Raw genomic sequence first — 24,786 nt, 5'->3', positions numbered from 1 at the left:
CTGCGAGTCTATCTGATGAAAGACTTCGTATCTTACTCTAGTTTTAAAGTAATTTAGCCATACAACGTATGGTTGCATGGCTAAATTATATATTTCTTTTTATCTGTCTTATTGTAGACCGAAATTACGAGAAAGATCTTCGTCATGTCTAGCAACAGCTTCTGCAGTTTTATTAAGCTGCATATTAATTTCTTGTAATAGCTGTGCGAAGTTTTGTACTTTTGGCTTTAATTGATTGAACTGTTGGTCAAAACCTTCGAAAGCACGACCTTCCCATTCTCCTCTTAATTCATTTTGTAAGTTTTGTAGTTGACGTAAAATGTCCTCAATTTGATTTGCACCTTGTCCATATCGAGTCGCTTTCGATTTAAGCTCCTCTGGTGACATACGAATTTGTCCTGCCATTATTAAATCCCCCTTAAAATTAAAAAATAGTAAAATTAACCAATAATCAATTCTACAAATTGATTATATCAATAATTTAAAAATTTCTAAACAAAAAAATGATATTTTTCCAAAATTTATCTTTTACTATAATAACGATATATTATATAATACTAATTTATTTGTTTTTTAAGCACACTCTATAAATCTACTATAAATAAAGGCAAACCATCTATTTTATACTTATTCGCTTTAAATTCCAGCGATAAAGTAGCCACTAAATCATTATTTTCTCTTCTCTCATTCAGACTATTCTACTCACTTCAAAGTCATAATTACCTGCCTTTCAACAAACCCAAACTCTTCGTACATCTCTTTTGCAAAATTCCCAGCAAATACATTCAACCGAATTTCTAAATACTTCTCCTTTAATTCCTTAATACCAGCTTCCATCAGTTCTCGCGATAATCCTCTCCTGCGATATTCTGGGAAAACGTACAATTCATATATAAATCCAAGTTTTTCACGAGAAAAATAGTCTGTATTTTCCCCTATTAATATCCACCCCATTACTTTATTTTTTTCTTTAACGATTAAATAGTATGCTCCTTTTTCTACAATCGGCTTTGTAATCTCAATTGCTTTCTCGGTACTTAATTGACAATTGCCTCTCGTCCCTTCAAAAAGCGATTGAGCCGAATATTTTAATATTTCATTGGTATCTTCTTGATTCGCCTTAACAATCATTTTTCACAACTCCCCTTGAATAATAGGCATTACTATCGCTTGTTCAAGATTCTCCGCTTCCATAACAATTGCTGTTAATCCGTGTTCTGTACTTGTTTCATGGAGCTCTCCCTTTTCCCAAAACACAGCTTGTCCCGCCTCTATCTTTATCTTTTCTTTATTTACCCCACATACATATCCAGCTCCTTCCACAATAAGAAGCAGTTGAGATACAACTGCTTCGTGATAAAGTGAAACTTTAATCAGTGGGGGGTTTATTCATCCCCCACTGATTATTAGTTGAACCAATCGGGCTTTTACGGGCAGTTGATCCCCCACCTAACTTGTTTGCTTTCGCTGAATTTTGAGGCAGGGTTCTTACTGCCCGTTAATGCGGGATAACCGATGATTCCATTCTCGTGTAAATGCATAGCACCGATATGTATATTTCCTCGATGGTTTAATATTTTCGACATGATGAAATTAGATTGAAATACTGATAGGTGCTTTCCTACTTTTTCACTAAAATCAAAAATTTTCATTACTAGTCCTCCTTATACGTATAAAACCATCCTTACTGTCTGCATCATATGTCCTTCAAAGTCTTCTTCAAATTGCTCTAATTCAGCAAAACCTTTCGCTTCATAAAAGCGTTTTCCTTTTTCATTTGCTGCTTCTACATGTATGTACAATTTCCGTATCCCATTTAATGCTTTAATTCCTTTTTGTAATAAAGCACTTCCGATCCCTTTTCCTTGCTGATCTGGTAACAAATAAATCGCACCTAATTCCGCTTCATTTTGTAGTCTAACAGGTGAAAAGTTCGCAAACCCTATTACTTCTCCTTCTTCTTCCGCAACGAATAAATGCGTATTTTTAAGACGATATTTCATTTTTTCATCAGAATATGCCTCGTCTAAAAAACTGTCTTGAATTTCTCTTGGAATAATGCCTTCATATGTATCATGCCAAGCTATTTTTGCTACTGATTGTACAGCATGAATATCTTCTTGCTTCATTTCTCTAATTATATATGTCATCTCGATGTCTCCATTCTCTTTAAATTATATTCTGCTAATATACTAGAAGAAACGGCAAAACCATTTTCATAATTCACCTTAATTAATTTTAATTTCTCAATTGAAGCTGTTGCAAAATCAAACTTTCCATAAATATATTCCATTACACTTAAAAACTGCTTTGTATGTAATTTATTTGCAATTGTACAATGCGGAACCCATTTTCCCGGTACGTAATATGAATTTGGGTTGTCATGAAAAGTTTTAAAATAATCATGATAAGAATAATGAAGTTTTAACAATTCATCGGTAACGGTCGGCGCTAGAAAGACCGTTCCATTAGTAGGAAAAATTCCAACAGAAGGAAAAGTTACTGCGTCCATGTTTTCTTGAATAGCTACAAATCCCTTTAATTTTTCAATATATAAATTAACATCTAACTCATTATAATCCGCAATCGTTATATGAGGTTCTACTCCAGCTAATTGATTTGTTCCAATTACATTTGTTAATTCATTTTGCAATTCTGTAATTTTATTAGTAAACACACGATCAAATGTAGCAATAATAGCGTACAATCTTTCTCACCCCTTCGTTACACATAGCGCTTCCCATTCTTCACGAATCATGCCCATTCGAATAGAATCATAGTATGTTCCGTTATAATAACGACACTTTCGCATTCTACCTTCTAAGCTCATTCCTATTTTCTCCGCTACTTTCATCATTCGTTCATTACCAGACCAAGTCGTGAGCCCTACTCTACCAATTTCCATCTTTTCAAATAATAAATCTCGATATAACGTTAACGCTTCTGTACCGTAGCCACCATTCCAGTAAGTTGGATTATAAATAACAATTCCCATCTCCAACCAACGCGTCGGTTTATGCTCCCAATAAAATCCGACCGTCCCTATAATTTGACCGTTATTTTCTATAATTAAATTTGACAGTGGTTCTTCTTGCAAACGAGTTTGCATCTTCTCTTTATAGGAAGAGTATTCTTGCATTGAGAACGGGAAATATGGCGCATCCCATTTCTTCCATTCTGGGCTTTCTTCTTTAAATATGATATTCCATAATGTTTTTATATCCGATTCTTCTATTGTACGAATTGTAACTTTCTTCCCCTTTAATACAACGTTTTGCATAATTCCCTCCTGCATTCCTCTTTATTTCATATATAATTATAATATTTTTTCAGAAAAATCAAAACTAATATCATTTATTATATTGTATAATTTTGTTATTAGATACCAATTATTGATTTAGAAAGCTGGTGATTCAGTGAAGAATCGATTTAGTATTGCTTTATTTCTCACTATTGTTACGACAAATATTATTCTATATTTCTTCTTACCATCAAATATTGTTACGAAATGGGACTTTAATGGAACGCCTACATCAACAATGGATAAAAGCACTTTTGTAATCGTAAATATAATTATATGTTCCTTCTTATTCTTTGTATTTTTAGCTTTATCTAAAGCAGCGAGTAACCAGAAATTTCTCCATTGGATCGGCAACACAATGTTACTATTCTTATTTTTTGTCGATATTGTCATCGCCCTCATCGCTCTTGGCTTTTCACTTCCTCTTGATCATTTCATATTTTTAGCATTAGGGCTTTTATTTATATTAATAGGTTATTTCAGTTCCAAAATTGATACGACTAAATCAACCGTTTCATTAGAATGGAATGATAAGCACCTTGAAAAAAGAGCTTCAAATATTAGTAGTATTTCAATGATGATAGCAGGTATTTTTTTAGCGATACTTCCTTTTATCGTTTCTGCTCCCTATAGAGGTTATGCTATACTAGCAATTCTTTTAGGAATGACGCTTATCATTCTGCCGAGTACGATTTATTTACTTATTAAAGACAGCAAGCAATCTACTCCTTTAAAAAAATAGGAGGTTATATCCCTCCTATTTCAGCTTAATGTTTTATTTTTCACTTTTTCTATCTCAACTAAAATCCCTTTCTCTATCCAACCCTCTACGCCATCTTTTTTAATTAAATCATATCCTGAACAGCTATCATCAATGAGAGAAACGATATCTCCCTTCCTAACGCTTATTTGCGCACAAGAAATATCAGTTTTCACTGTATATTCACCTGACTTAAGTTGTTTCATATATTCATTTTTTACAGTGAGCACATTATTCGTTTCCTTTTGTTTACATACGGTGTAATCTTGCATCTTCTCGATAGGCTCTATGTAATAATACGGATATGTCACTCCGCCCTGCATTTCTGAATTCGCATTAAAATCCGCTATTACTTCGTACTCTGGAAAATAGTCTACATATGTATAAGAAAACGTATCGCCCGTTTGTTTCCTCTGAATAATAAATACGTTTAATTGCCCTGCTTCTTTAATTGCATTTCCTCCATCAATTGCAATAATTTTTTTCTCCTTATCAATAACTGGATTATTAGACGGCGCTTCTTCAGAATAGTTCACGACAGGCCAATGACCGACTATTACATACTTATTTGCTTTATGTGATTGATTGAAAAACTCCGGCATTGCTATCGCATTTTTGCGCTCAGTTTCTTTCCAATCTACTCTATCTTCTAGACCGGCATGCACAAAAATATAATCTTCTGTTTCAATCGCTGTTGGCAACTCTGTTAGCCAATATAGTTCTTGTGAAAATTCACTTAACAATGCTTCTTTCACTTCACGAATTGAAGTGCCCTCATGAACTGAAAAACCCAATTGCTCTAGCCATTCATTAAAAATTGAATGCTTCCTCGTACATAAATAATTAATAAGACCAGGATTTTCATTTAGAAGAGCATCAACTAAAACTTCACAATTCCCTTCAACAACGTGAACCTTTGAATTGTTCTTTACAAGATTCATAACGTAGTTTACTACGCCTACGCTATCTCGTCCTTTCTCGCAAAGATCTCCATTAATAATTAAATAATCTTCATCTTTAAAGTTAACTTTATGTAGTGCTTCTTTTAAAAGATTTAATTCTCCATGAATATCAGATATGACGATAACTCTAGCATCATTAGGGATTGATAGTTTCTTTATTTTTTTCAAGTATAAGCGCTCCAATCATCCTCTTTATTAAATTAAAACAATTCGACAAAATACACTATATAACCTTTTCAAATACATATACCATAACTTACAACCTATTTACGGTTCAATAATAACTTAAAAAATAAGAAGAAGCTGTTCCCAACTTTTGCAGGACAGCTTCTTCTTATTTTTTTATAATTCTTTATAAAAAGAATAACTCACCTTATCATACCCTTCTCTTTCATAAAAACGATGAGCATCAATTCTTGAAAATGCTGACGTGAGGACGATAGACTCACATCCGTTTTCCTTTCCCCAGTTCTCTATATACGAAAGTAATACTTTCCCATGTCCTTTTGAACGATGTGCTTCTGCTGTTACAAGGTCATATACGAAAACGTGTTTCTTATTATAAAAGTTCGTACAAATCGCTACACCTGCAAGGCTAACAACTTCATCATTCTCATTACGCAGCGAAAATAGTTTATAATTTTCTTCTTTCATATTTCGAAATAAAGAGCTTGTTTCCTCTTTTGAAAGTTTCATTCGTAATTGCTGTAAAACAGGTAATACTTCATGTAATTGCTCTTCTGTTACTACTTCTTTAACATTCATTTTTAACTCTCCTCTAACTATTTATTTAATTTTCTAAATGTTATATCATTATTATAGAAAGTAACTGCCCTTCACTTAAGTGACAGTTTAAGTGTTTTTTATAAGGCCAGTTTTAAAGGAGAGTTTTATATGGATTTTACTATCCCATTGCAATTACAAAGTAACACACCTATTTACTTGCAAATTTACGAATATATAAAAGCTGAAATTATACAAGGGACTATTTCTGTTGGCACACGTCTACCCTCACACAGAAATTTAGCATCACAACTTAATATTAGCCGCATTACTGTTGAATCAGCTTATCAACAGTTATTAGCTGAAGGTTATGCAGAAAGTAAACCGAAACGTGGTATTTTTGTAGCAAATTTCGATATTGACGTTATCCCAAATAACAAACGAAATGCAGCAAAGAAGACGAACAATTTGATAGAAGAAAAATTTGAATATGATTGTAGCCAAGGTCTTATTGATCAAAATACATTTCCGATTACAAATTGGAAACGAGCATTACAAGAATCCATACTTACATACGAAAATGCACTATTTGCCAAAGAAGATCCTCAAGGTGAATTCGCTCTTCGAGAGCATATATCAACATATTTATATCATTCTCGCGGTGTACATTCTTCACCTGATCAAATTGTGATCGGCGCCGGAACACAGCCACTTCTCTGGCTACTACTTCAACTGCTTGGCCCTACAAAAGAATACGGCATTGAAAACCCTGGATTTCACCGTATACACGCAATTATTAAAAGCTGTGATAGACAAATTCATCCCATACCATTGGATGAAAAAGGGATTGATATTTCTAGTTTATACAATACAAATTCCAATGTCGCATACGTTACACCATCACACCAATTTCCACTCGGGATTATTATGCCTTTATCTAGAAGATTAGAATTGTTAAAGTGGGCTAATGATTGCAATGGATACATTATTGAAGATGACTATGACGGAGAGTTTCGCTACGCTGGTAAGCCGATTCCTTCTTTACAAAGTCTTGACTCAAATGAACGCGTTATTTATATGGGGACTTTCTCAAAATCTTTTTTACCTTCTTTACGAATGGGATATGTTGTTTTACCACCACACCTTTTAAAAATATATCAAGAACTGCATGGAATTTTCAAACAAACAGTCGCTACAATACAACAACTTGCTTTTGCTAACTTTATACAAAACAGGAATTGGGAACGTCACCTTAATCGGAGTCGTACACTATATAAAAGAAAACATCATACGTTAGTAAAATCCATTACGAAAGAAATGGGGGCTAATGTTCAAATTCTTGGCGAACAGTCCGGACTTCATATTGTCTTATGTGTAAATAACAGTATGAATGAAAATGAACTGATTGAATCCGCTAAAAAACAAAGCGTTAAATTATACCCACTTTCTCCATATGATTTCGTGAATGATTTACGTGAGGAATCATACGTATTACTCGGCTTTGGTAGTATTCCGGAAAATAAAATTGAAACGTTGGCTATATTATTGAAAGACGCTTGGTTCCCTAGTTGCAAGGAAACTTGTTAACAGTGGGTTTAACTTGTAACATGTTAACAACTCAACAAAATAAAAAAGAAGGCTGTTCCAAAATAACTTTTTGGACAGCCTTCTTCTAGTTATTCACCTGACCTAACTTTCCTTCCCGGACGTTTCACACCAGTCGTTTCTGTTGAATAGGAAGCTTCAATTATAGCGGTTGGATCTACAGAGAGAACGAGATCTTTCATTTTCGGATAAATGAATCGGTTTGTAATGCAATAAATGATTCTCTTATGCTCCCCTAAAAAACCACCTTCTCCATGTAGATACGTAACAGATAGTTGCAATTCTTTCATAAGTAAATCGCCTATTTCTTTATTCTTACCAGAAATAATCATAACGCTCTTACCTTGATTAATACCATCTAGTATAAAATCAATCATCTTCGTAACAATATAGAAAATTGCTAACGAGAACATCGCTTGTTCGATTGAAAATAAAATGGCAACAAAGATGAAAATAACTGCATTTACTGCAAGTAAAAATGTACTAATCGGTACATTAAAGTGTTTATTCATCCAAACTGCTAACATTTCTGAACCGTCAATTGCTCCACCCATTTTAACAACAATCCCAACACCAATTCCAAACAGTACTCCACCATAAAGTACAATTAATAACTCAGAAGTCGTAATTGCTGGAAATGGTTTTAAATAAATTAATCCGAGTGTTGTAACTACATTCGCATAAGATGTACGGATAAAAAATTTCTTTCCCATTACTTTTGCAGTAAATAATAAAATTGGGATATTAATTCCTAAGAACACACCATAAAGCGGTAATCCTGCGACTTTATTTGCCATAATAGCAATAGCCGTTACCCCGCCATCTACTAATCCATTAGGTGCTAAAATAAGCTCTAATGAACCTGCTACTATAATTGAGCCAATTGTTAATAATACGTATTCAAATACTTTCTTCATTCATTACCCCCAAAACTTATATATTTTCTTAGTATTATTTTAACGTAAATTTACTACTAATTCAAAGGTATCGATTTATATACAGAAAAGTTTCACCTTTGTCGCTATTTTTATGTACTACATGTAACGCGTAATACTAAAAACACACTTACCAATTAAAAGTAAGTGTGTTTTTAACATCTATTTAATCTTTACGTACGGCTTCATTTTTAATTTGAATATTTCCTCAACTGCCCTTTGGTATCCACCAGCATTTCTAAGCGACTCTCCCACTTTACGACTATTTTCCTTAAACGTCACATCATCCATTACTTTCTTTACAGTCTCACGTAACAATTCAGAAGTTAACTCGTTACGATTAAGTGTTATGCCTGCCCCTACTTCAGCCAATCGTTTTGCAACGAATGGCTGATCCCCTGTTACCGGAATTACAACTAATGGAACACCATAATATAACGCTTCACTCGAACTATTCATACCACCATGTGTCACGAATACATCAGCATGCTGTAAAACTTCTAATTGGGGGACATAATTATACAATTTAAAGTTTTTCGGGATATTTTCAAATTGACTTATATTTATCTTCTTACCAACGACTAATACGACTGTCGCATCAACATCTTTAAACGCTTCAAAACATTTTTCATACAGAGCAGGTTGTTCATTAAAAACTGTTCCCATAGAAATGAAAATCACTTTTTCATTTTTTAAATCTTCGGTAGGAAAATTCCCCACTTCTTTTCGAGTAGCAATTGATGGACCTACAAATTTATACGATTCATCAAATACATCTGAACGTGGCTGATATTCTTTTGAAGTATATACAATCGTAATATCACCAGGATGGTTCATAATATCATACATACTATTACATTTCATTCCATACTGCTTATTCCATCTTTCCATTCCCGCTAAACAAGATTGATATAATGGATCCATTTCATCTACTTGTCTCGATTCTTGCTCATCATGAAAATTAATGTACTGATTAACAGCAAACGTTGTACAGGATGAAACGCTTGGTAATTGTAAAATATTCGCTATAATACGTCCTACTGGAAAATGATTATCATATATTAAATAATCATATTTTTCCTCTTTTGTTTCTTCTACAATTTGAGTAACAATACGCTCTGATGCTTCAATCATATGAGATAGCATCGTCAAAGGGCTCCCACCTTCATTTACTCGTTCCATAATATTAATTTGAGAGAGAAAATTCTCAAATACTCGGAATTCCGCACCTGTTGCTTCAACCTTCTTTCTATAATCTTCAATACAATAAGAAACAACTGTTTCCCCTCGCTGAATTAACTCACTTACAACAGCTAAAGTCGGATTAATATGACCTTCCCCAGGAAAATTTATTACGAGTACATTTGCCATAACATTCTCTCCTATCCAATTAATATAATAAAATTAACAATTAATTATATTAATTAATTTAAGTCTATTATAAATGAATGCATTCTACTTCTTCATGCTTTTCTCTTCATTTTATTATTGAGAAATATTTTCTATAGCCTACATTATTGTGATTCACAATCTTATAAATGAATGCTTAATTTTACTTTTACTCTTCATAGATTTAAAGATACGAGTCTTACATTCAAGTATTACCACCATTATTTTTAGACAATTCATACAAAAATAGAGAAATATAATATTTTTAATGAGTTTTCACTATAAATGTAAGTATGCTTTCAATCTTTTTATCTTTATCCTCATAACTCATCATCTGTTATATAATGAATTTATAGAATTTCCAGAAAAAGGAGTCTTTTCATGTTACAAAAACTATTCAATTCACCTATTCTATCCGTTCAAGCCTTGCACCCAGGTTATGAAGATCATGCAAGTGATGTTTTTCTCGTTCAAACAGAAGATACAGAAATTATCGTTCGTGCTTCTAAAATGAATGAAGAACCAAATAATGATTTTTGGTGGGGATGTAAAAATCTATTTGGAATTGATCCAAGGAACGTCCATCATTTAGAAACTGTACATACATTGCTGCAAGAACATACGAATCTTCCTATCCCAACAATATTAGAAAAACATGTTTTAAATGGCCGTGAATTTGTGGTGGTCGAAAAGTTAGTAGGTAACACAGTTCAATCTTTTATCGAGCAACCAGATTCTATTTTATTCAGCCTAGGAAAAGGACTTGCAGAAATACATAAATTTAAAGCCGATTTCATAGGAAATCCGTCAGGCAAGTTCCAAGTTCCACTAGATGAATTCCAATCACATATTTTAAACGTGAGTAAAGAGCTTGTGAATATGTTTTATTCCGATGATGAAAGCATACAAAATGCATTCCCTACTTTTGAATCACAACTTTCTTCCCTGTCCGTACCAAAGGAATCTACACTCGTCTTAATTGATATGGATCCTACTCAATTTTTATCTGACGGTACAACTATTACGGGTTTAATAGATACTGAAGCTTACGCTGTTGCTCCGCGAGAGCTTGATGTTATCGGACTAGAATATGTACTTACAGAAAAAGAAGCGCATGCCTTTAAAAGTGGTTACGAAACAATTATGTCTATTCCTCACTTAGAAGAATATAGACAGCCTTATCGTTATTTATACCGACTGTTATCTGTGCAAGGTAATGTGGAATTAAAGAAATGGTTAAGTCACCCATCCTATTTTTAAATACAAATGAGAGGGAGTATACAATGGATATTCAGAAAAAGCGTTCTGTAACAGAAAGTGAAATACAGCAAATGAAGGATTTGGCTTATATTTGTGGGCAACAAGACAATCTTGATTACTCTTCAGATTTACATATCAACTTTTTAAAAAATCGAAATGAAGATTATATAAACGATTTTCTTCTTTATAACGGTACTCAATTAATTGGTGCTTTAAATATGTATGATTTCGAAAGACCAACAAAGCTTGAACTAATAGGCTTTGTACATCCTCATTTTAGAAAACAACGTTTCGGAACTATCCTTTTACAAACTGCAATGAAAGAAATACAAAATAGAGAGACAGATGAAGCTCTTCTTATTATTAATGGGGATTCTATTTCTGGGAATGAATTTGTAAAACATATGAAGTTACCATATTTATATAGTGAATATAGTATGGATTTCAAAACAAACGAAATTCAAAAAACAACAGATAATAATATACAGCTTACTCTTACACCTTCAGAATCACTTCTTGATCTTATTGAAATTTCTAGTAAAGCTTTTGGTGATTCAGTAGAAAATACGGCTACATGGTTACAAAAAATGATGAATTCATCTTCCCATCAAGTTTACAGTGCCCTTATTGCTGGAAAAGTGATAGGAACAATTACAGTTTCTAAACAAGAGCAATCTACTACAACACTATCAGGATTCGCCGTTCATCCTTCTTATCAAGGTAAAGGATACGGAAAAGATATTCTTTGTAATATAGTACATACTCTTATTACAGAAGGAGTTTCAACAATTGAGTTAGACGTCGAAACGAAAAATATCCACGCTTTAAAACTATATACACAATGTGGTTTTGAAATTAACACGAGGCATGACTATTATAATTTAATTAATTTTTAGGTGAATACATATGTTAAAAAAACAATTTATTCTAATTATGATATTTTAGCAGACATCTATAATAAACATTGGGGACATTTTGTTGAATACTCCTATCCAGCCTCGTTTTACAAGATGCTCTTCCCTACTCTCGTATATTAGATCTTTGTTGCGGGACTGGTCATCTCTGCCGGTGATAGTTTAATTTAGTTGAACTAAAAAGTGTGTTTCACAAAGTTTACTCCGTATTACATAACGAGGGTATATTCGCATTTGATATGAATAAAAAAATAAAAAAACTGAATCGAAATGATTCAGTTTTTTCTTAATATATTTACAATTGCAGTTGTTTCGTCATTTTCTTTATAGACACGCGGAATTCTTCTATCTAGCATACATGTAACTTCATAGTTTATTGTACCTAACATATCCGCTATTTCTTCTACTGCGATATTTTCTTCACCTTGTTTACCGTAGAATACTACTTCGTCTCCTACTTGTACTGGCATCGCTTTTGAAACATCCAACATTAACTGATCCATACAAACACGGCCAATAACAGGTACTCGAACCCCATTAATTAACGCATAGCCTTTATTAGATAATTGACGATTATAACCATCAGCATAACCAATTGGTACAGTCGCAATCCATTCTTCACCAGTTGTTACATACGTATTCCCATAACTTACACCACGATTCTTCTTCGCATGTTTAATATGAGCTACTTTTGATTTTAACGACAACGCAGGCTGTAAAGAAACGACTGAATGATCCACTTCTTTTGATGGATACATACCGTACACTCCTATTCCAACGCGTACCATATTTTGAAATGTGTTACTTAATTCCATTGATCCCGCACTATTTGAACTATGAATATATGGTATTTGAATTCCTAATTCTTTCGCTGTATTAACAGCCTTTTCAAATAAACTTGTTTGCATATTCGTATATGATTTATCGATTTCATCTGCTGTAGAGTAATGCGTAAATATCCCTACTACCTCTACATACTCCATACGGTTTAATTCTTCTAAAAATGGTTTAACTTCTTCTTCTTGTAAACCGATACGACTCATTCCTGTATCAATTTTCACTTGAATTTGTACTTTCTTTTGAAGACGGTTTGCAATTTCATTTATACCATGTAAATCTTCCACTCTATAAACAGTCATCATAACGTCATATTGAATTACATCTTCTACAGCCGCTACTGGTGTGTATCCTAAAATTAAAATTGGTACAGTAATTCCTGCTTCTCTTAATTCTATTGCTTCATCTACAAATGCAACTGCAAGTTGATGTATTCCCGCTTCAATTGCTGCTTTGGCAACTTCAACTGCCCCATGGCCATACCCATTCGCTTTTACAGCAGCCATCATCTTAATTTCTTCATCATTTACATGTTTTTTAAATTCTTTTACATTATGTTTTACAGCATTTAAGTCAATTTCTACAATTGTATCTCTTCCATATTTCAAACTCATTGGTCTAACTCCTAACTCAATAATTGCATTCCATTCTATTTCACGTTTCATATGACCTTTTACAATATAATACTTTTCATTATGCTAGTCAAACTACTAGAATTTTCGGAATTTTGAGTATGATATAATATCCTCAAGAAACTATTATATACGGAGACGAGGAGAATTACAATGTTTGTTCAATCTGCATTGCATCAACTAAAAGTTGCTATTGATACTTCTATTTATATGCTTAACCAATATAGTGAAAACGATTTAAAAATACAACTTTGTACATAAGTCTTTACATCCCGTCCAAATGATTCGTATCATTAATGAAATGCACCGTTTTTTGTTCACCCTCAATTTCAATTAAACTTATTCCCGTATCTCCCATTTTGAAATAGTAGTCCATTGAAATTGGCATTTTGAAAAATGCACGTAATAGACTATTAATTACGCCTCCATGGGCAACAATTGCAATTCGGTCATATGTATTCTCTGTCACGATTTTAGAAAAGATTCCTTCTATTCTCATTCGAAACTCAATAAACGATTCCCCGTTTTCAAAACGATCATGAAGAAACTTTGGTTCTGGATATTTCTTTGCTTCTTCAAATGATAAGCCTGCTTGCACTCCATTATTAAACTCCATTAATTCCTCTTCTAATTGAATTGGACAACCAATTGCTTCTGCTAATGTTTCACCCGTTTCACGAGCGCGTTTTAATGTGCTTGCCCAAATGAAATCTGGTGCAAAATCTTTTTTCACTTTCTGTACAAGTTTTTGTACTTGTTGTCTCCCTTTTTCAGTTAACTCAAAATCAGCTCGTCCTTCATGCACATGTAAAATATCAGCTTCTGATTCTCCGTGGCGTATTAGTAGTATTTGCATGTTTCTCTCCCCCTTTATTTAACATTCATAAAATTCCATTATATCACATTTTAAGATTCCAAAATAAAAAAGGAACGGTCTCCCGTCCCTCATCCATTCACTTTTTCCGCATCATTCCAATAATATTTACTAAACGCTTCTGTTAACACATCAATTGTGTTATATAATTCATCTAACGTATTATCAACACCACCAACTTCAATTAACATCGCATTTTTCGATAAATCTTGATTATAAACGCCATTTCCATCTTTTTTATACTTTGGAAAAATCCCTCTACTTAATCCGTAATAGTTTTCATCTAAATAACTATTGATCGCTCTTGCAATTTTTTCATTTTCAGCACGGCCTTCATTTTCCATCCCAATTATAAAATATAATCTTGCATACGATTTTCCGTTAATTACTTTTGTTGTTACTTTCTTACGCTGATCGTCACGGTGTATATCAATCGGAAACGCAATTTTATTATTTTGTGCTAATGCCTCTTTTACATATTCATGAGACGCTTTATATGACTGATACCATACCCACTTTTTACTCGCTAATAAATCACCCATATTCGTTTTATCATGAACTACCGGAATTCCTTGTCCTTCAAGTTGCTCTTTCATACGTTTCCCTAGTAAAGACACATTTACATCTGGGCTAGATGGATCAGTTGCCCCTGGTAATAATGGAAAGAAGGATTCCCAGCTATGTGTATGATAAATATATACTGCACTTTCACCTTTTTTCGCTCCGTTCTTTTTCTGAACCGGATTATTCTTTTCCGCTTCTGTAACTTTATCTTTTGCTATTTCACGTTCTTTCGTTACTTCTTCAATCGGTACACTAGATTCATTTGGGATATTCGTCAAGTTTGTCCCTTCCCCAGCTACGATAATATTAGAATAATACTTTGACATACCTGGTACTTCTTTACCGACGAATGTTCTTAAATCTTTAATTTTCAAATCTGTCGCGATAGAGAACATTAAATTCCCAACTGACTCTCTTTTATTCTTCTTAAAATAATCAAATCCGTAATAGCGATTCTCACTTTCTATCATTTGAACAAAACCTTGCATCGATACTTTTCCAAACCATTGATTTGCATAATTCGATTTCATTGTATGTAAAAATGACGTCAAAATCGACGCTATCATAATTACTATTAGCGCATATAAAAGGAGTAACGAAATCAGTTTCTTCCCATGTATTCGAGTTGCATACTTTTTCACTGCATCACCTTCTTTATACATGGATATGTACAAGCTTTTCGGAATATACGCAAAAAAAGAGAAATGGTATCCCATTTCTCTTCCTCACTTTTATTGTTCTTTTCCTGTATCATTTGAAGGTAGTTTCTTCGCTTGTTTTTCTTTAAATATTTCTCCAATTGCCCCAAGAGTACCAAGTGTTTCAATTGCATTAGACGGAATAAAGACTTTATTTGCTGGTCCTTTTGCAACTTCAGCTAATGATTCAAATGATTTGTAAGCAAGTATACGCTCATCCAAATTCGCTTCACGAAGCAATTCAATACGATTTTGTTCTGCTTTTGCGATTTCTTCAATTGCTCGTGCTTCCCCTTGTGCTTCTAATTCTTTTGCTTCTTTTATACCTTCAGCTTCGCGAATACGCGCTTCTTTATCCCCTTCAGCCATCAAGATTTTACTTTGCTTTTCCCCTTCAGCGCGAAGGACTTTATCTTGTTTTGCTGCTTCAGCTTCTAAAATAATTGCACGTTTATTACGCTCAGCCTTCATTTGTTTTTCCATTGATGCTTGCACATCTTTTGGCGGGTTAATATCAACAACTTCGACACGTTCAATACGTACGCCCCATTTTTCTGTTGCTTCATCAAGCGCTAAGCGGATTTCTGTTGAAATTTTTTCACGACCAGATAACGTTTCATCCAGTTCCATTTTACCAATGATTTGACGCATCGTTGCTGAAGTAATATTACGAACACCATATTCATAGTTTGAAATACCATATGTCGCAAGTTCTGGTTCAACAATTTGATAGAAAATAATTGTATCAATTTCTACTTGAACATTATCTTTCGTAATTACCTTTTGCGGTGGTACATTCGTTTGTTGAATGCGTAAGTCATGATATACACGAACACGATCTACAATTGGTATTAAAATATTTAACCCTGGGTGCATGATACGTTGAAACTTACCAAATCTTTCAACAACCCCAACTTTTTGCTGAGGAATAATTTTAATTGTTAATGCGATAAATGTAACTACAATTAGTGCGAATATAATCGTTAACGTTAATGCTACCATATTTATTCACTCTCCTTTTTCACTTGTAATATAGTACTATGTCTCTTTATAACAACGACTTTTTCTCCAGCATCAATTGAAGAATCTGCAATAGCTGTCCAAGTATCTCCATCCACTTTCACAATACCATTCGCTTCATTTGTAATCGCTTGCATAACGATCCCTTTTTTACCAACAAGCATATCTACTGTATCAGTAAATCCTTTTGCTTCTCGAAAGTTTTTTGAAATTCTTTTCGTAAAGAATGTCAAAGTTAAACTTACAATTGCACCAACAGTAACTTGTAACAGTAGTGCATCAGGAGCAAACAAAGCAATAAGACCTCCGACAACAGCTCCAATTCCAAGCCAAAGCATGTAAAATGTAATCGACAACATTTCTGCGATAAATAAAATACCAGCTATTATAAACCAAATTACCCAAGCAGCCATATGCAACCCTCGCTTTCTTTCTCATTTTCTATATGTATATGAAGAAAAGAATGGTTTATCCGCCCTTTCTTACACTCGGGCGTTCGCTACAAGCTATTGTACATATTCACTGTTACAATGATCATTAATATAATACTATATCAATATATTCTTCATTATACATGAAAATCCCTTTCAAAAAGTGACAAAAAATTAAATTCTTTAAAAATTTTAATTTTTAAATTACAATTATTCTAATTACTAAATACTATTTTTTATAGAGGTGATATTCTTATTGAGAAACCTGTCACTAATCTACTATTTAGGTTCAAAAATATGCATTACTCTCGCTGACATCGTATATGTAATGATTATTACAACTCATATTTATATAGCAACTAAATCAGCTACTATTACTGCTCTTTTTCCATTATTACAAGTTATCACAAATCTAATTGCTAACATCTCTGCACCACTTATAATAAAACGTTTTCCATCTTATACGTTGTTATATACGCTCCAATGGCTGAAAACAGTCTTTTTACTATTATTAATGATTTTGTTCCCGGTCTTATCCACAAACATTATAGCTCTATTAACTTTTATTTTTGTCATTTCATTATGTAGTGGGTGGAGTGCTCCATTATTATATGGTATTCTTCCGCGCCTTACACCGAAAGAAAAATTAGTAAAAGTAAATAGTATCTTTTCCTTTTCAACACAAATTGTGCAAGCCGTTGCTTATTTATTTACGAGTATTGTCGTTCTTCTCATTGGTGCTACTTCTACACTCATGATTAATAACATTTTAATGATTTTCGGATGTATTGCATTACATTTTTCATTACGTTCCATACATACTGAAAGAATAGCAGATTCTCCCTCTTCCAAAAGTACTGTTTTATTGGAAGGTTGGAAACTCCTATTTCAAAATCCTTCTCTCCGTACCGTTACATATATGGACTTAATCGAAACTTTCGCAGGGACAATATGGATTGGTGCTATTACGATGGCATACGTTACGACTATCCTTCATAAAGGCGAAGAATGGTGGGGATATATTAATACAAGTTATTATGTTGGCACGTTAATCGGTGGTCTATTAGCATGGAAAATGAGTTCCTGTATTCAAAACAATTTAATACGATCTATGTCGATTGGCTCTCTTATATTTAGCATTCTTACATTTTTATATGGTATGACGAGCAGCGGATTTATTGCGCTTTTTCTATGTGTTCTAATGGGACCATGTTATCAAATTAGAGATATTTCCCAAACGACTGTTTTACAATCAAGTGTCGCCCCTGCTTTATTATCCAAAATGTATACAGCACATGGTGCACTTCTTTCAACAGCCTCTGGACTATCTATGCTTAGCATTGGCATTATTACTGATATGTTCGGTGTTCGTACAATTTATATCATCGCTTCTATTCTTATTTTATGTTCCGCTTGTTTATCTTTTAGTTTATTAAAATATCATAAGACAGAGCAGAACGATATTTCACTTTAATCACTAAAACAAAGAGGACAGGGATTCCTGTCCTCTTTGTTTATTCTATTCATGATAAGTTGGGGATTTTTCTATGCTTTGTCGCTTGTTCAAAAGCATAACCTAGCTTAATTAATATCCCTTCACTAAAGGCAGTACTTGCAATCGTAATTCCAAAAGGTCTCCCGCTTTCCATATACCCAGCCGGTATTGCTATAGACGGATAACCCGCTTTCGCACATATAGTAGAACCTATATAGGAAGGAAACAGTATCGCATCAAGATTATATTTTTCCAATGCAAAATCAATGCCTTGTTCTTGAGAAAAATATATATCTTCTAATCTCGCATTTAAATATTCTGGATTTCGTAACGTATTTGGAAAGTCTTTTCTTCCCTCTAACTTAGTTTGTCCATATTTTAAAGCTCTTTCTGCTATGTTTTTATTAAACTCCATTAACTCCGAAATAGAATGTATCGGAATAGTAGAAGGTAATTTAGAAAGATAGTTATCTAAACTATGCTTCAGTTCATAAAGCGGAACTCCCCAACTCCATTTTCTATGAAAAGAAGGAATATCAATATTTTCTACTACTGTCGCTCCTTCATTACGTAATACTTGGATCGTTTCCTTAAACAAGTTTTCATCATACTCACCATTTTCGTAATAATCTTTTGGTGCAGCGTTAAACACACCAATCTTCGCTCCATTTAAGCCATTAACATCAAGATATTTTGTATAATCATGCTCTGCCCTACCTTCACTTCTATGAGTAGCAACATCTTTCTCATCTACCCCAATTAAACTCCCTAGCAAAATAGAAGCATCGGTTACTGTTCTAGCAAATGGTCCAGCTGTATCTTGCGAATAAGTGAATGGAATAATTCCTCTACGACTAATTAGACCGACAGTCGGTTTAATGCCAACTACAGAGTTTTGAACAGCGGGGCTCAAAATAGAAGCATCGGTTTCTGCCCCAACAGATACTACTGTAAAGTTAGCAGCAACTGCTATCGCAGAGCCTGTACTTGAGCCCCCAACAAACATACCATCCTTACCCGTTCCGTATGGATTAATTGTTTGACCACCTCTTGCACTATATCCAGCCCACATTTTAAAAGACATTGCATTTGCTAATTCTGTCATATTCGTTTTTCCTATTATCACGGCCCCTGCTTCTCGCAGTTTAGTAACGAGAAATGCATCTTCACTACTTATATTTTGTTCTAGAGCAATCGTACCTGCACTTGTATGCATGGAGTCATTCGTTTCAATATTATCCTTAACCAAAACAGGTATACCATGTAGCGGACCCCTTACACCCTTTGTCTTTCTTTCATGATCTAACGCTTCTGCAATAAAAATTGCATCTGGATTGATTTCTAAAATTGAATTGATTTTCGGTCCGTCTTGATCATACTTTGCGATTCTATAAAGATAATACATCACTAGCTCTTTTGAAGTTAACTTTCCTGATTCCATTTCATTTTGAATATCTTGAATTGTTAATTCCTTTTTTAAGATTGGATTAAACTGAATTTCCATTTATATTCTCCCTTATATGAACTTTTTTAGCGTATACCCCTTACTTTTTCACCTCAACACATCCTAAATTAATATCCCTTTAAAGAAATTCAATTTCCTTATTTAAACACCTTTAATTTCCCGAAAAATAAAAAAAGTCTGAAACGGATTAACCTTCGTTTCAGACTCTAACGTTACTGTGTGTATATTTCATCTAATAAATGTAAAAACTCACCTTGTTTCCCAGCTAATTCAGGGCATTTTGCAATATCAACCCATTCGTAGCAAAATACTAATCCTTTATCTTCCTCACCAGCACTTACAATATGTTCCCAAGTATCCTTTACATCTGTTAGTAAAGTAACATGGAAAAAGTGGCGTTTTTCATATTCCTGTTTTTCTTTCATATGTATGATGTAATCTGCTAAAAAACGTTCTATGCATAAATGACGCAATCCGGATTCTTCCTGTACTTCACGCAATATAGCCGCTTCTAACGTTTCACCTTCATCAACCGTTCCTCCTGGCACTTGAATACCAGCTTCATGTATATCACGATGTTTAAAAACAAGTAATTGCATAACCCCCTCTTTTTCTCTTGTAATATATGCATGTACTTTTTTCTTATATAACATCGTCATTATACGTCTCTCCCCTCAATCATTTACTCTGTTACTTCTTCAAGCGTCAGTTGATTATCATACAAATATGTAGCTTGTGGATTTCCCACATACCTTACGTGCCATGGTTCATACCGATAGCCCGTAATCGTTTCTTTCGCTTTTGTGTATCGAATCACAAAACCAAATTTATGGGCATTTTCAGAAAGCCACTGACCTTCTTTCGTTTCCCCAAAAACCGTCTCTAACTGAAATTTAGCAGATTGAGACGTAATATCCATAGCTAATCCAGTTTGATGCTCACTTGTGCCAGGAACCGCGCTAGACATTGCTGTTTTTGCTTCCCCATCTTGTTTTTTATACATCGTATTTAATGCTTTTTGTCGATCAAAGGATCTAAATCCAGAAACTGCAAAAAGAAAAATACGCTCGTTGTTAGCTTGCTGGAACATTTCCTCAAGCGCCCTCGCTGCCTCTTTTCTCATCTTTTTCTTTTCTTGATCACCTTCACTAGAGTAGCGCACTTTCGGAATAACTAAATCTGGCGGTCTATAACCATCTGGTAAACGCCTACTTTTATTCACAAGTACAAGCATTGAATTCGGATTATTAATTACCGCAATATCCCCATCCATATTAGCAATCGTTTCTTTCGCTTTCGGAAATATGCTATTTACACTTACTTCCCGCGCTTGCTTATCCTTATACATTTTATAATTGATTCCTGCTACTCCAACAATAATTATTGCAGCTACGATACCGAGTAGTGCCCATCTTTTTTTCATATAACGACCTCTTATTTTAATAATTTGGCCATTTCATACTCATCGATTTCCTTTCCATCGATAATAAGAGCAGCTTTTTTGACACCTTCTTTCTCAAATCCAGCTTTTTTATATAGTGTCTGAGCTCTTGTATTGTGGGCCATTACTGTTAATTCTAAACGCCATACATCATGTAATTTTGCCCACTTCTCAACCTCTTTAAACAATCTCGTCCCAATACCTCGCCCGTTATACTCTTGCAAAATACCAATTACAATGGTTGCCACATGTCTCTTTCTTTGAATGTTATTTCCATTCACTAATATAAAACCTACTATCCTCTCATCTTCAACTGCTACAAATATTGTTGCATATTCATTTTCTATAAAGCGATGGATTATTTTTTCTTGTTGCTCAGCTGTAGTTTTTCTTTCTCCTGGTTCATATAACATAAACTTCGTTTCTTCATCTAATTGCTTACTTAATTGTAAAAATGATGCTGCATCTTCTATTTCGATCTCCCTAATCACTTCAATCACCCTACCAGTTTCATAATAAAAAGTTTTCCTTATAAAAAGATTTTCTCTACTTTCTCGAAAATCCCTTTGTAAATCTCCTACTATAAATTGACAAATTTCGATATTACTATAACACCGACAAATTATGTCTATTCTGTGACGTCTCACCATTACAAAGAAAAAACGCAAGCATTACACTTACGTTTTTCCAAAATTGAAGTGAGCTAATAATTATCGATAGATGTCCTGGCTAATTCACGTTTCACTTTATCCATTCACTTTTTCTGCCTGCCAAAAATATTCACCAAATGCTTTAGCAAGTGCATCAATTGATCGATTCAATTCTTCCTCCGTATTATCTACACCGCCAACTTCTATTAATATCGCTTGTCCTGATAGGTCTTGATTATAGATTCCATTTCCTGTCTGGAACCCTTTTTGAATGACCCCACGACTCACTCCTGGATATTTCTTATTAATCGCCTCATGTAAAGCTGTCGCTAATTGTAAGTTTTTTTCATAGTTTTTATTTCCTTTCCCTACTACAAATGCAAGCTTTGCATATGATTTATCTCCAATTGTTTTTGTCGTTACATTCTTTCGGGCACTATCACGATGCAAATCAAAAAAGTATTGAAGATCTTTATTTCCAGCCATAGCTTGTTGCACAATTTCTCGTGACATTTTATACGAACTATTACTATTTAAACCTTTACTTATTAACTTTTGACCAACATCACTCTTATCGTTAGTAGCTCCAATCCCTTCACCTTCTAGTTGTTCACGGAAACGGTCTCCTAACATAGAAATATTCGATACAGAACTCGTTGCTTTATTCGGATTCGGGTCATTCGTTAAGTTAAGTAAAGGTAAATAAGATTCCCAGCTATGTGTATGATAAATAAACGCAACTTGTCTCTTTCCAGTCGTTTGGGACGGCTGTTTTTTCTCTTTATTCGTATCTTGTTTAGGTGCTTGTCCAGTTCCACTAGTCCGTTCCTTCACTACTTCTTCAAGAGGAACACTCGACTCTATCGGTAAGTTAGAATAATTTGTACCCTCACCCGCAATAACAATTTCAGTATCGTACTTACCGAACCCGGGGAGCTCTTTCCCGACAAAACTGCGTATATCATTAAAGCGAATATTTGTAGCCATAGAAAAGAGAAAAGAAGAAATTGAAAAATCTTGATTCAAATTTCGATACTCCTGTGTAAAATAATGATTCTCTTTTCCAAGTACATACATGTAACCATTCATCGATAACTCATTTAACCAATTATATAAATACGTTGACTTCGTCTCTTTCATAGAGGTTACCATCAGACTAATAAGAAAAAAAGTCGCTAGCACTGTAGTAATAACAAATAAAACTAACTTACGCATACTTGTAAACTTCATAAAAAAAAAGCCCCGATTCATACTATCACCTCTCTATTTCAAGTTATGTACAAGCCCTAGAGAATAGACCGTTAAAATTTCGGCTATATTGTTAATGAGGTGAAATGAATTGAAGCTATTAATAGGAATATTACCAATCGCTCTATCATTCATTTTTTATTTGTCCGCTAAGCATCCAAAAATCTCTATTGTGCTACATATTTCTGCGTACTTGGCACTTTATGTACTCGGTATAATTATTTCCATTAATATATACGATGTTTTAATACAAGATTTAGTTTTCATGACGAGCATTCATGGAATTTTACTGAATCCATTTTTCCTTATTGCAGGAGCGTATATAGGAACATACACTTTGTACCTACTTTTGTCTCACATTATTATGAAAATAAAAAATGGAGCGTAATGAAATGCAACCACCATTTATCTGTCATACATGCAAAAAAAGAATTGTGAGAAAGAAAGATCTTATTACAGCCACATGGTACTTCCGCTTTTATTTATTTCACAGTGATTGTTATAAAGGACAGCAAGTGTTCATCTCACGATTTCTCCCTTTGAATACACTTTTCAATTTCTTTCTTATTGTATATGGACTTATTTTTGGCAGTATTCTTATGATTACAGAACCATCTATTATTTGGCTGACTTTCTTTTTCCCCATTTTTTATCGGTTTCTTTCTTATTATTATGTTGAACGTTTTTTCTCTACATAATGCGCAGACTGATCTCTCGGAATACTTAAACATTCCCACTCATTTTCTTTTAACATCTTCCCAATGTAAATAATCTGACCAATATGCAATGCATAATGAGAAATTTGCCTTTCAATTGCTTGCATGACAGTATGTTCTTCACCGCGAATGTATACCGTCTTCAATAAGTGTTCCGGCGTTAAAGTATTTATCGTATTAAAAACATATTTCCATCCTTCTTGCCAAGCTATAATGGCTTCTTCTTTTGAATGATAGCATCCCTCAAATTCACCATCTCGATTACGATCTGTTTTTTCACCATCAGACGTAAAAAAATCCGTCCATCTAGAACGCATATTACCGTGCAGATGCTTAATAATAATCGCTATACTATTTGTTTCTTCATGAGAAGACCATTGTATTTGTTCATATGATAATTGAGAAAGTGCCCGTTCTCCTTGTTTCTTTATTGCTTTAAAGTTCGAAATCGCACATTGTAAATATTCTCGTCCGATATCCATATTAGCCCCTACCTTCACCCTAGCTAATTTTTGTTCCATTTGGCAATTCCATATTAGGCTGAAGCAACACTACATCATCAGCTTCAGGAACGCCGCCAAGCACAAGCACTTCTGATTTGAATCCAGCTACACGCTTTGGTGGAAAGTTTACAACAGCAACGATTTGTTGACCGATTAACTCTTCTGGACTATACCTTTTCGTAATTTGAGCACTTGACTGCTTTATCCCGATTTCTCCAAAATCTATTGCTAGTTTAATCGCTGGTACTCTCGCTTCTTTAAATTCCTCTGCATGTATTACAGTTCCAATTCTCAAATCCAAATTTAAAAAATCTTCAAAATTAGCCATTTATCATTCCCCCCAATTATTACTTAGACAAAATA

At 33.8% G+C, this 24,786-nt stretch carries 28 protein-coding genes and 3 pseudogenes; 9 read left to right on the top strand and 22 right to left on the bottom strand.

Going from position 1 to position 24,786, the window contains the following annotated elements:
- Window positions 1–108 precede the first annotated feature (108 nt).
- The 6 genes and pseudogenes from ACTFRH_RS06465 to ACTFRH_RS06440 form a co-directional block, all read right to left on the bottom strand.
- Complete coding sequence (locus tag ACTFRH_RS06465) at window positions 109–405, bottom strand: WXG100 family type VII secretion target (RefSeq protein ID WP_000918601.1); 297 nt, start codon at window positions 403–405, stop codon at window positions 109–111.
- A 297-nt stretch (window positions 406–702) separates the two neighbouring features.
- The gene (locus tag ACTFRH_RS06460; RefSeq protein ID WP_000635652.1) at window positions 703–1,131 is read right to left on the bottom strand and encodes a GNAT family N-acetyltransferase; all 429 of its coding nucleotides are present in this window, start codon (window positions 1,129–1,131) and stop codon (window positions 703–705) included.
- A gap of 3 nt (window positions 1,132–1,134) precedes the next feature.
- Window positions 1,135–1,652, bottom strand: a pseudogene (locus tag ACTFRH_RS06455) (cupin).
- Window positions 1,653–1,664: 12 nt separating this feature from the next.
- The gene (locus ACTFRH_RS06450) at window positions 1,665–2,150 is read right to left on the bottom strand and encodes a GNAT family N-acetyltransferase (RefSeq protein ID WP_000221048.1); all 486 of its coding nucleotides are present in this window, start codon (window positions 2,148–2,150) and stop codon (window positions 1,665–1,667) included.
- A complete protein-coding gene (locus ACTFRH_RS06445; RefSeq protein WP_000270890.1) occupies window positions 2,147–2,707 on the bottom strand; it encodes a 2'-5' RNA ligase family protein in 561 nt (186 codons plus the stop codon). The genes ACTFRH_RS06450 and ACTFRH_RS06445 overlap by 4 nt, the downstream gene beginning before the upstream one ends.
- 6 nt (window positions 2,708–2,713) lie before the next feature.
- Entirely contained in the window at window positions 2,714–3,280 is a 567-nt protein-coding gene (locus tag ACTFRH_RS06440) for a GNAT family N-acetyltransferase (protein ID WP_001181857.1), read from the bottom strand.
- Window positions 3,281–3,416: 136 nt separating this feature from the next.
- Here ACTFRH_RS06440 and ACTFRH_RS06435 point away from each other — a divergent pair, with 136 nt between their 5' ends.
- A complete protein-coding gene (locus ACTFRH_RS06435) occupies window positions 3,417–4,043 on the top strand; it encodes a DUF1648 domain-containing protein (protein WP_003300956.1) in 627 nt (208 codons plus the stop codon).
- Between the two features lie 20 nt (window positions 4,044–4,063).
- Here ACTFRH_RS06435 and ACTFRH_RS06430 read toward each other — a convergent pair whose 3' ends face one another.
- Both ACTFRH_RS06430 and ACTFRH_RS06425 read right to left on the bottom strand, forming a co-directional pair.
- On the bottom strand, window positions 4,064–5,191 hold the full coding sequence (locus ACTFRH_RS06430; RefSeq protein WP_000721385.1) for a metallophosphoesterase: 1,128 nt from the start codon (window positions 5,189–5,191) through the stop codon (window positions 4,064–4,066).
- Window positions 5,192–5,365: 174 nt separating this feature from the next.
- On the bottom strand, window positions 5,366–5,788 hold the full coding sequence (locus ACTFRH_RS06425) for a GNAT family N-acetyltransferase (protein ID WP_001101112.1): 423 nt from the start codon (window positions 5,786–5,788) through the stop codon (window positions 5,366–5,368).
- A gap of 129 nt (window positions 5,789–5,917) precedes the next feature.
- Here ACTFRH_RS06425 and pdxR point away from each other — a divergent pair, with 129 nt between their 5' ends.
- Window positions 5,918–7,333, top strand: a complete 1,416-nt coding sequence (pdxR, locus tag ACTFRH_RS06420; protein ID WP_000348033.1) for a MocR-like pyridoxine biosynthesis transcription factor PdxR — start codon at window positions 5,918–5,920, stop codon at window positions 7,331–7,333.
- Window positions 7,334–7,422: 89 nt separating this feature from the next.
- Here the strand turns inward: pdxR and ACTFRH_RS06415 are convergent, their stop codons facing one another.
- Together ACTFRH_RS06415 and ACTFRH_RS06410 are read right to left on the bottom strand one after the other, a co-directional pair.
- Window positions 7,423–8,268 (bottom strand): YitT family protein, encoded by an 846-nt coding sequence (locus ACTFRH_RS06415; RefSeq protein WP_000755127.1) that lies wholly within the window; start codon window positions 8,266–8,268, stop codon window positions 7,423–7,425.
- 180 nt (window positions 8,269–8,448) lie between these two features.
- The gene (locus tag ACTFRH_RS06410; protein WP_000024490.1) at window positions 8,449–9,657 is read right to left on the bottom strand and encodes a macrolide family glycosyltransferase; all 1,209 of its coding nucleotides are present in this window, start codon (window positions 9,655–9,657) and stop codon (window positions 8,449–8,451) included.
- 399 nt (window positions 9,658–10,056) lie between these two features.
- Between ACTFRH_RS06410 and ACTFRH_RS06405 the strand changes: the two genes are divergently transcribed.
- The 3 genes and pseudogenes from ACTFRH_RS06405 to ACTFRH_RS06395 form a co-directional block, all read left to right on the top strand.
- The gene (locus ACTFRH_RS06405; protein WP_000939565.1) at window positions 10,057–10,935 is read left to right on the top strand and encodes a hypothetical protein; all 879 of its coding nucleotides are present in this window, start codon (window positions 10,057–10,059) and stop codon (window positions 10,933–10,935) included.
- A 23-nt stretch (window positions 10,936–10,958) separates the two neighbouring features.
- Complete coding sequence (locus tag ACTFRH_RS06400; protein WP_440048736.1) at window positions 10,959–11,831, top strand: GNAT family N-acetyltransferase; 873 nt, start codon at window positions 10,959–10,961, stop codon at window positions 11,829–11,831.
- Window positions 11,832–12,094 (top strand): annotated as a pseudogene (locus ACTFRH_RS06395) (class I SAM-dependent methyltransferase); the annotation flags it as partial.
- Between the two features lie 30 nt (window positions 12,095–12,124).
- Here ACTFRH_RS06395 and alr read toward each other — a convergent pair.
- Window positions 12,125–13,300, bottom strand: a complete 1,176-nt coding sequence (gene alr / locus ACTFRH_RS06390; protein WP_001987589.1) for an alanine racemase — start codon at window positions 13,298–13,300, stop codon at window positions 12,125–12,127.
- A gap of 171 nt (window positions 13,301–13,471) precedes the next feature.
- Here alr and ACTFRH_RS06385 point away from each other — a divergent pair.
- Window positions 13,472–13,567 (top strand): annotated as a pseudogene (locus ACTFRH_RS06385) (DinB family protein); the annotation flags it as partial.
- 16 nt (window positions 13,568–13,583) lie between these two features.
- Here the strand turns inward: ACTFRH_RS06385 and ACTFRH_RS06380 are convergent.
- The 4 genes from ACTFRH_RS06380 to ACTFRH_RS06365 all read right to left on the bottom strand — a co-directional run bounded on the left by ACTFRH_RS06380 (window position 13,584) and on the right by ACTFRH_RS06365 (window position 16,887).
- Window positions 13,584–14,174, bottom strand: a complete 591-nt coding sequence (locus ACTFRH_RS06380) for a histidine phosphatase family protein (protein ID WP_001166446.1) — start codon at window positions 14,172–14,174, stop codon at window positions 13,584–13,586.
- Window positions 14,175–14,263: 89 nt separating this feature from the next.
- Complete coding sequence (gene spoIIP / locus ACTFRH_RS06375; protein ID WP_306418678.1) at window positions 14,264–15,472, bottom strand: stage II sporulation protein P; 1,209 nt, start codon at window positions 15,470–15,472, stop codon at window positions 14,264–14,266.
- Window positions 15,473–15,487: 15 nt separating this feature from the next.
- Window positions 15,488–16,456 (bottom strand): SPFH domain-containing protein, encoded by a 969-nt coding sequence (locus ACTFRH_RS06370; RefSeq protein WP_000226252.1) that lies wholly within the window; start codon window positions 16,454–16,456, stop codon window positions 15,488–15,490.
- 2 nt (window positions 16,457–16,458) lie between these two features.
- Complete coding sequence (locus ACTFRH_RS06365) at window positions 16,459–16,887, bottom strand: NfeD family protein (protein ID WP_000741974.1); 429 nt, start codon at window positions 16,885–16,887, stop codon at window positions 16,459–16,461.
- 274 nt (window positions 16,888–17,161) lie between these two features.
- On the opposite strand from ACTFRH_RS06365, the gene ACTFRH_RS06360 reads away from it, so the two are divergent.
- Entirely contained in the window at window positions 17,162–18,379 is a 1,218-nt protein-coding gene (locus ACTFRH_RS06360) for an MFS transporter (RefSeq protein WP_001245220.1), read from the top strand.
- 49 nt (window positions 18,380–18,428) lie between these two features.
- Here the strand turns inward: ACTFRH_RS06360 and ACTFRH_RS06355 are convergent, their stop codons facing one another.
- The 5 genes from ACTFRH_RS06355 to spoIIP (ACTFRH_RS06335) form a co-directional block, all read right to left on the bottom strand.
- Window positions 18,429–19,904 (bottom strand): amidase family protein, encoded by a 1,476-nt coding sequence (locus ACTFRH_RS06355; RefSeq protein ID WP_440048737.1) that lies wholly within the window; start codon window positions 19,902–19,904, stop codon window positions 18,429–18,431.
- A 173-nt stretch (window positions 19,905–20,077) separates the two neighbouring features.
- A complete protein-coding gene (locus ACTFRH_RS06350; protein WP_000178284.1) occupies window positions 20,078–20,524 on the bottom strand; it encodes an NUDIX hydrolase in 447 nt (148 codons plus the stop codon).
- Between the two features lie 23 nt (window positions 20,525–20,547).
- Entirely contained in the window at window positions 20,548–21,288 is a 741-nt protein-coding gene (locus ACTFRH_RS06345; protein ID WP_000747650.1) for a M15 family metallopeptidase, read from the bottom strand.
- A gap of 11 nt (window positions 21,289–21,299) precedes the next feature.
- Window positions 21,300–21,797 (bottom strand): GNAT family N-acetyltransferase, encoded by a 498-nt coding sequence (locus ACTFRH_RS06340; RefSeq protein WP_000617569.1) that lies wholly within the window; start codon window positions 21,795–21,797, stop codon window positions 21,300–21,302.
- 255 nt (window positions 21,798–22,052) lie between these two features.
- Window positions 22,053–23,207 (bottom strand): stage II sporulation protein P, encoded by a 1,155-nt coding sequence (spoIIP, locus tag ACTFRH_RS06335; protein ID WP_001079281.1) that lies wholly within the window; start codon window positions 23,205–23,207, stop codon window positions 22,053–22,055.
- Between the two features lie 88 nt (window positions 23,208–23,295).
- Between spoIIP (ACTFRH_RS06335) and ACTFRH_RS06330 the strand changes: the two genes are divergently transcribed.
- Window positions 23,296–23,592 carry a hypothetical protein gene (locus ACTFRH_RS06330; RefSeq protein ID WP_000770727.1) on the top strand — a complete coding sequence of 99 codons (297 nt, stop codon included), beginning with the start codon at window positions 23,296–23,298 and terminating at the stop codon, window positions 23,590–23,592.
- Window positions 23,593–23,596: 4 nt separating this feature from the next.
- Window positions 23,597–23,902 (top strand): hypothetical protein, encoded by a 306-nt coding sequence (locus ACTFRH_RS06325; RefSeq protein ID WP_002163956.1) that lies wholly within the window; start codon window positions 23,597–23,599, stop codon window positions 23,900–23,902.
- Here the strand turns inward: ACTFRH_RS06325 and ACTFRH_RS06320 are convergent.
- Window positions 23,875–24,441, bottom strand: coding sequence for a DUF1572 domain-containing protein (locus ACTFRH_RS06320; RefSeq protein WP_000435826.1), 567 nt, complete (start codon window positions 24,439–24,441; stop codon window positions 23,875–23,877). The two genes, ACTFRH_RS06325 and ACTFRH_RS06320, sit on opposite strands and share 28 nt — an antisense overlap.
- The gene (gene csaA / locus ACTFRH_RS06315) at window positions 24,422–24,751 is read right to left on the bottom strand and encodes a chaperone CsaA (protein ID WP_001263019.1); all 330 of its coding nucleotides are present in this window, start codon (window positions 24,749–24,751) and stop codon (window positions 24,422–24,424) included. The genes ACTFRH_RS06320 and csaA overlap by 20 nt, the downstream gene beginning before the upstream one ends.
- Window positions 24,752–24,786: the final 35 nt, after the last annotated feature.

Origin of the sequence: Bacillus cereus group sp. MYBK216-1 (assembly GCF_051916495.1) — a bacterium.
In the GTDB taxonomy this organism is placed as follows: domain Bacteria; phylum Bacillota; class Bacilli; order Bacillales; family Bacillaceae_G; genus Bacillus_A; species Bacillus_A thuringiensis_K.
This window is presented reverse-complemented; position numbering and strand designations above follow the sequence as displayed.

What these genes read in the sequence shown, in the direction of transcription:
- ACTFRH_RS06465 (WP_000918601.1), bottom strand. Translation starts at nt 405, where the DNA reads ATGGCAGGACAAATTCGTATGTCACCAGAGGAGCTTAAATCGAAAGCG.
- ACTFRH_RS06460 (WP_000635652.1), bottom strand. Translation starts at nt 1,131, where the DNA reads ATGATTGTTAAGGCGAATCAAGAAGATACCAATGAAATATTAAAATAT.
- ACTFRH_RS06450 (WP_000221048.1), bottom strand. Translation starts at nt 2,150, where the DNA reads ATGACATATATAATTAGAGAAATGAAGCAAGAAGATATTCATGCTGTA.
- ACTFRH_RS06440 (WP_001181857.1), bottom strand. Translation starts at nt 3,280, where the DNA reads ATGCAAAACGTTGTATTAAAGGGGAAGAAAGTTACAATTCGTACAATA.
- ACTFRH_RS06425 (WP_001101112.1), bottom strand. Translation starts at nt 5,788, where the DNA reads ATGAATGTTAAAGAAGTAGTAACAGAAGAGCAATTACATGAAGTATTA.
- pdxR (WP_000348033.1), top strand. Translation starts at nt 5,918, where the DNA reads ATGGATTTTACTATCCCATTGCAATTACAAAGTAACACACCTATTTAC.
- ACTFRH_RS06415 (WP_000755127.1), bottom strand. Translation starts at nt 8,268, where the DNA reads ATGAAGAAAGTATTTGAATACGTATTATTAACAATTGGCTCAATTATA.
- ACTFRH_RS06410 (WP_000024490.1), bottom strand. Translation starts at nt 9,657, where the DNA reads ATGGCAAATGTACTCGTAATAAATTTTCCTGGGGAAGGTCATATTAAT.
- ACTFRH_RS06405 (WP_000939565.1), top strand. Translation starts at nt 10,057, where the DNA reads ATGTTACAAAAACTATTCAATTCACCTATTCTATCCGTTCAAGCCTTG.
- ACTFRH_RS06400 (WP_440048736.1), top strand. Translation starts at nt 10,959, where the DNA reads ATGGATATTCAGAAAAAGCGTTCTGTAACAGAAAGTGAAATACAGCAA.
- alr (WP_001987589.1), bottom strand. Translation starts at nt 13,300, where the DNA reads ATGAGTTTGAAATATGGAAGAGATACAATTGTAGAAATTGACTTAAAT.
- ACTFRH_RS06380 (WP_001166446.1), bottom strand. Translation starts at nt 14,174, where the DNA reads ATGCAAATACTACTAATACGCCACGGAGAATCAGAAGCTGATATTTTA.
- spoIIP (WP_306418678.1), bottom strand. Translation starts at nt 15,472, where the DNA reads ATGGGATACCATTTCTCTTTTTTTGCGTATATTCCGAAAAGCTTGTAC.
- ACTFRH_RS06370 (WP_000226252.1), bottom strand. Translation starts at nt 16,456, where the DNA reads ATGGTAGCATTAACGTTAACGATTATATTCGCACTAATTGTAGTTACA.
- ACTFRH_RS06365 (WP_000741974.1), bottom strand. Translation starts at nt 16,887, where the DNA reads ATGGCTGCTTGGGTAATTTGGTTTATAATAGCTGGTATTTTATTTATC.
- ACTFRH_RS06355 (WP_440048737.1), bottom strand. Translation starts at nt 19,904, where the DNA reads ATGGAAATTCAGTTTAATCCAATCTTAAAAAAGGAATTAACAATTCAA.
- ACTFRH_RS06350 (WP_000178284.1), bottom strand. Translation starts at nt 20,524, where the DNA reads ATGACGATGTTATATAAGAAAAAAGTACATGCATATATTACAAGAGAA.
- ACTFRH_RS06345 (WP_000747650.1), bottom strand. Translation starts at nt 21,288, where the DNA reads ATGAAAAAAAGATGGGCACTACTCGGTATCGTAGCTGCAATAATTATT.
- spoIIP (WP_001079281.1), bottom strand. Translation starts at nt 23,207, where the DNA reads ATGAATCGGGGCTTTTTTTTTATGAAGTTTACAAGTATGCGTAAGTTA.
- ACTFRH_RS06325 (WP_002163956.1), top strand. Translation starts at nt 23,597, where the DNA reads ATGCAACCACCATTTATCTGTCATACATGCAAAAAAAGAATTGTGAGA.
- ACTFRH_RS06320 (WP_000435826.1), bottom strand. Translation starts at nt 24,441, where the DNA reads ATGGAACAAAAATTAGCTAGGGTGAAGGTAGGGGCTAATATGGATATC.
- csaA (WP_001263019.1), bottom strand. Translation starts at nt 24,751, where the DNA reads ATGGCTAATTTTGAAGATTTTTTAAATTTGGATTTGAGAATTGGAACT.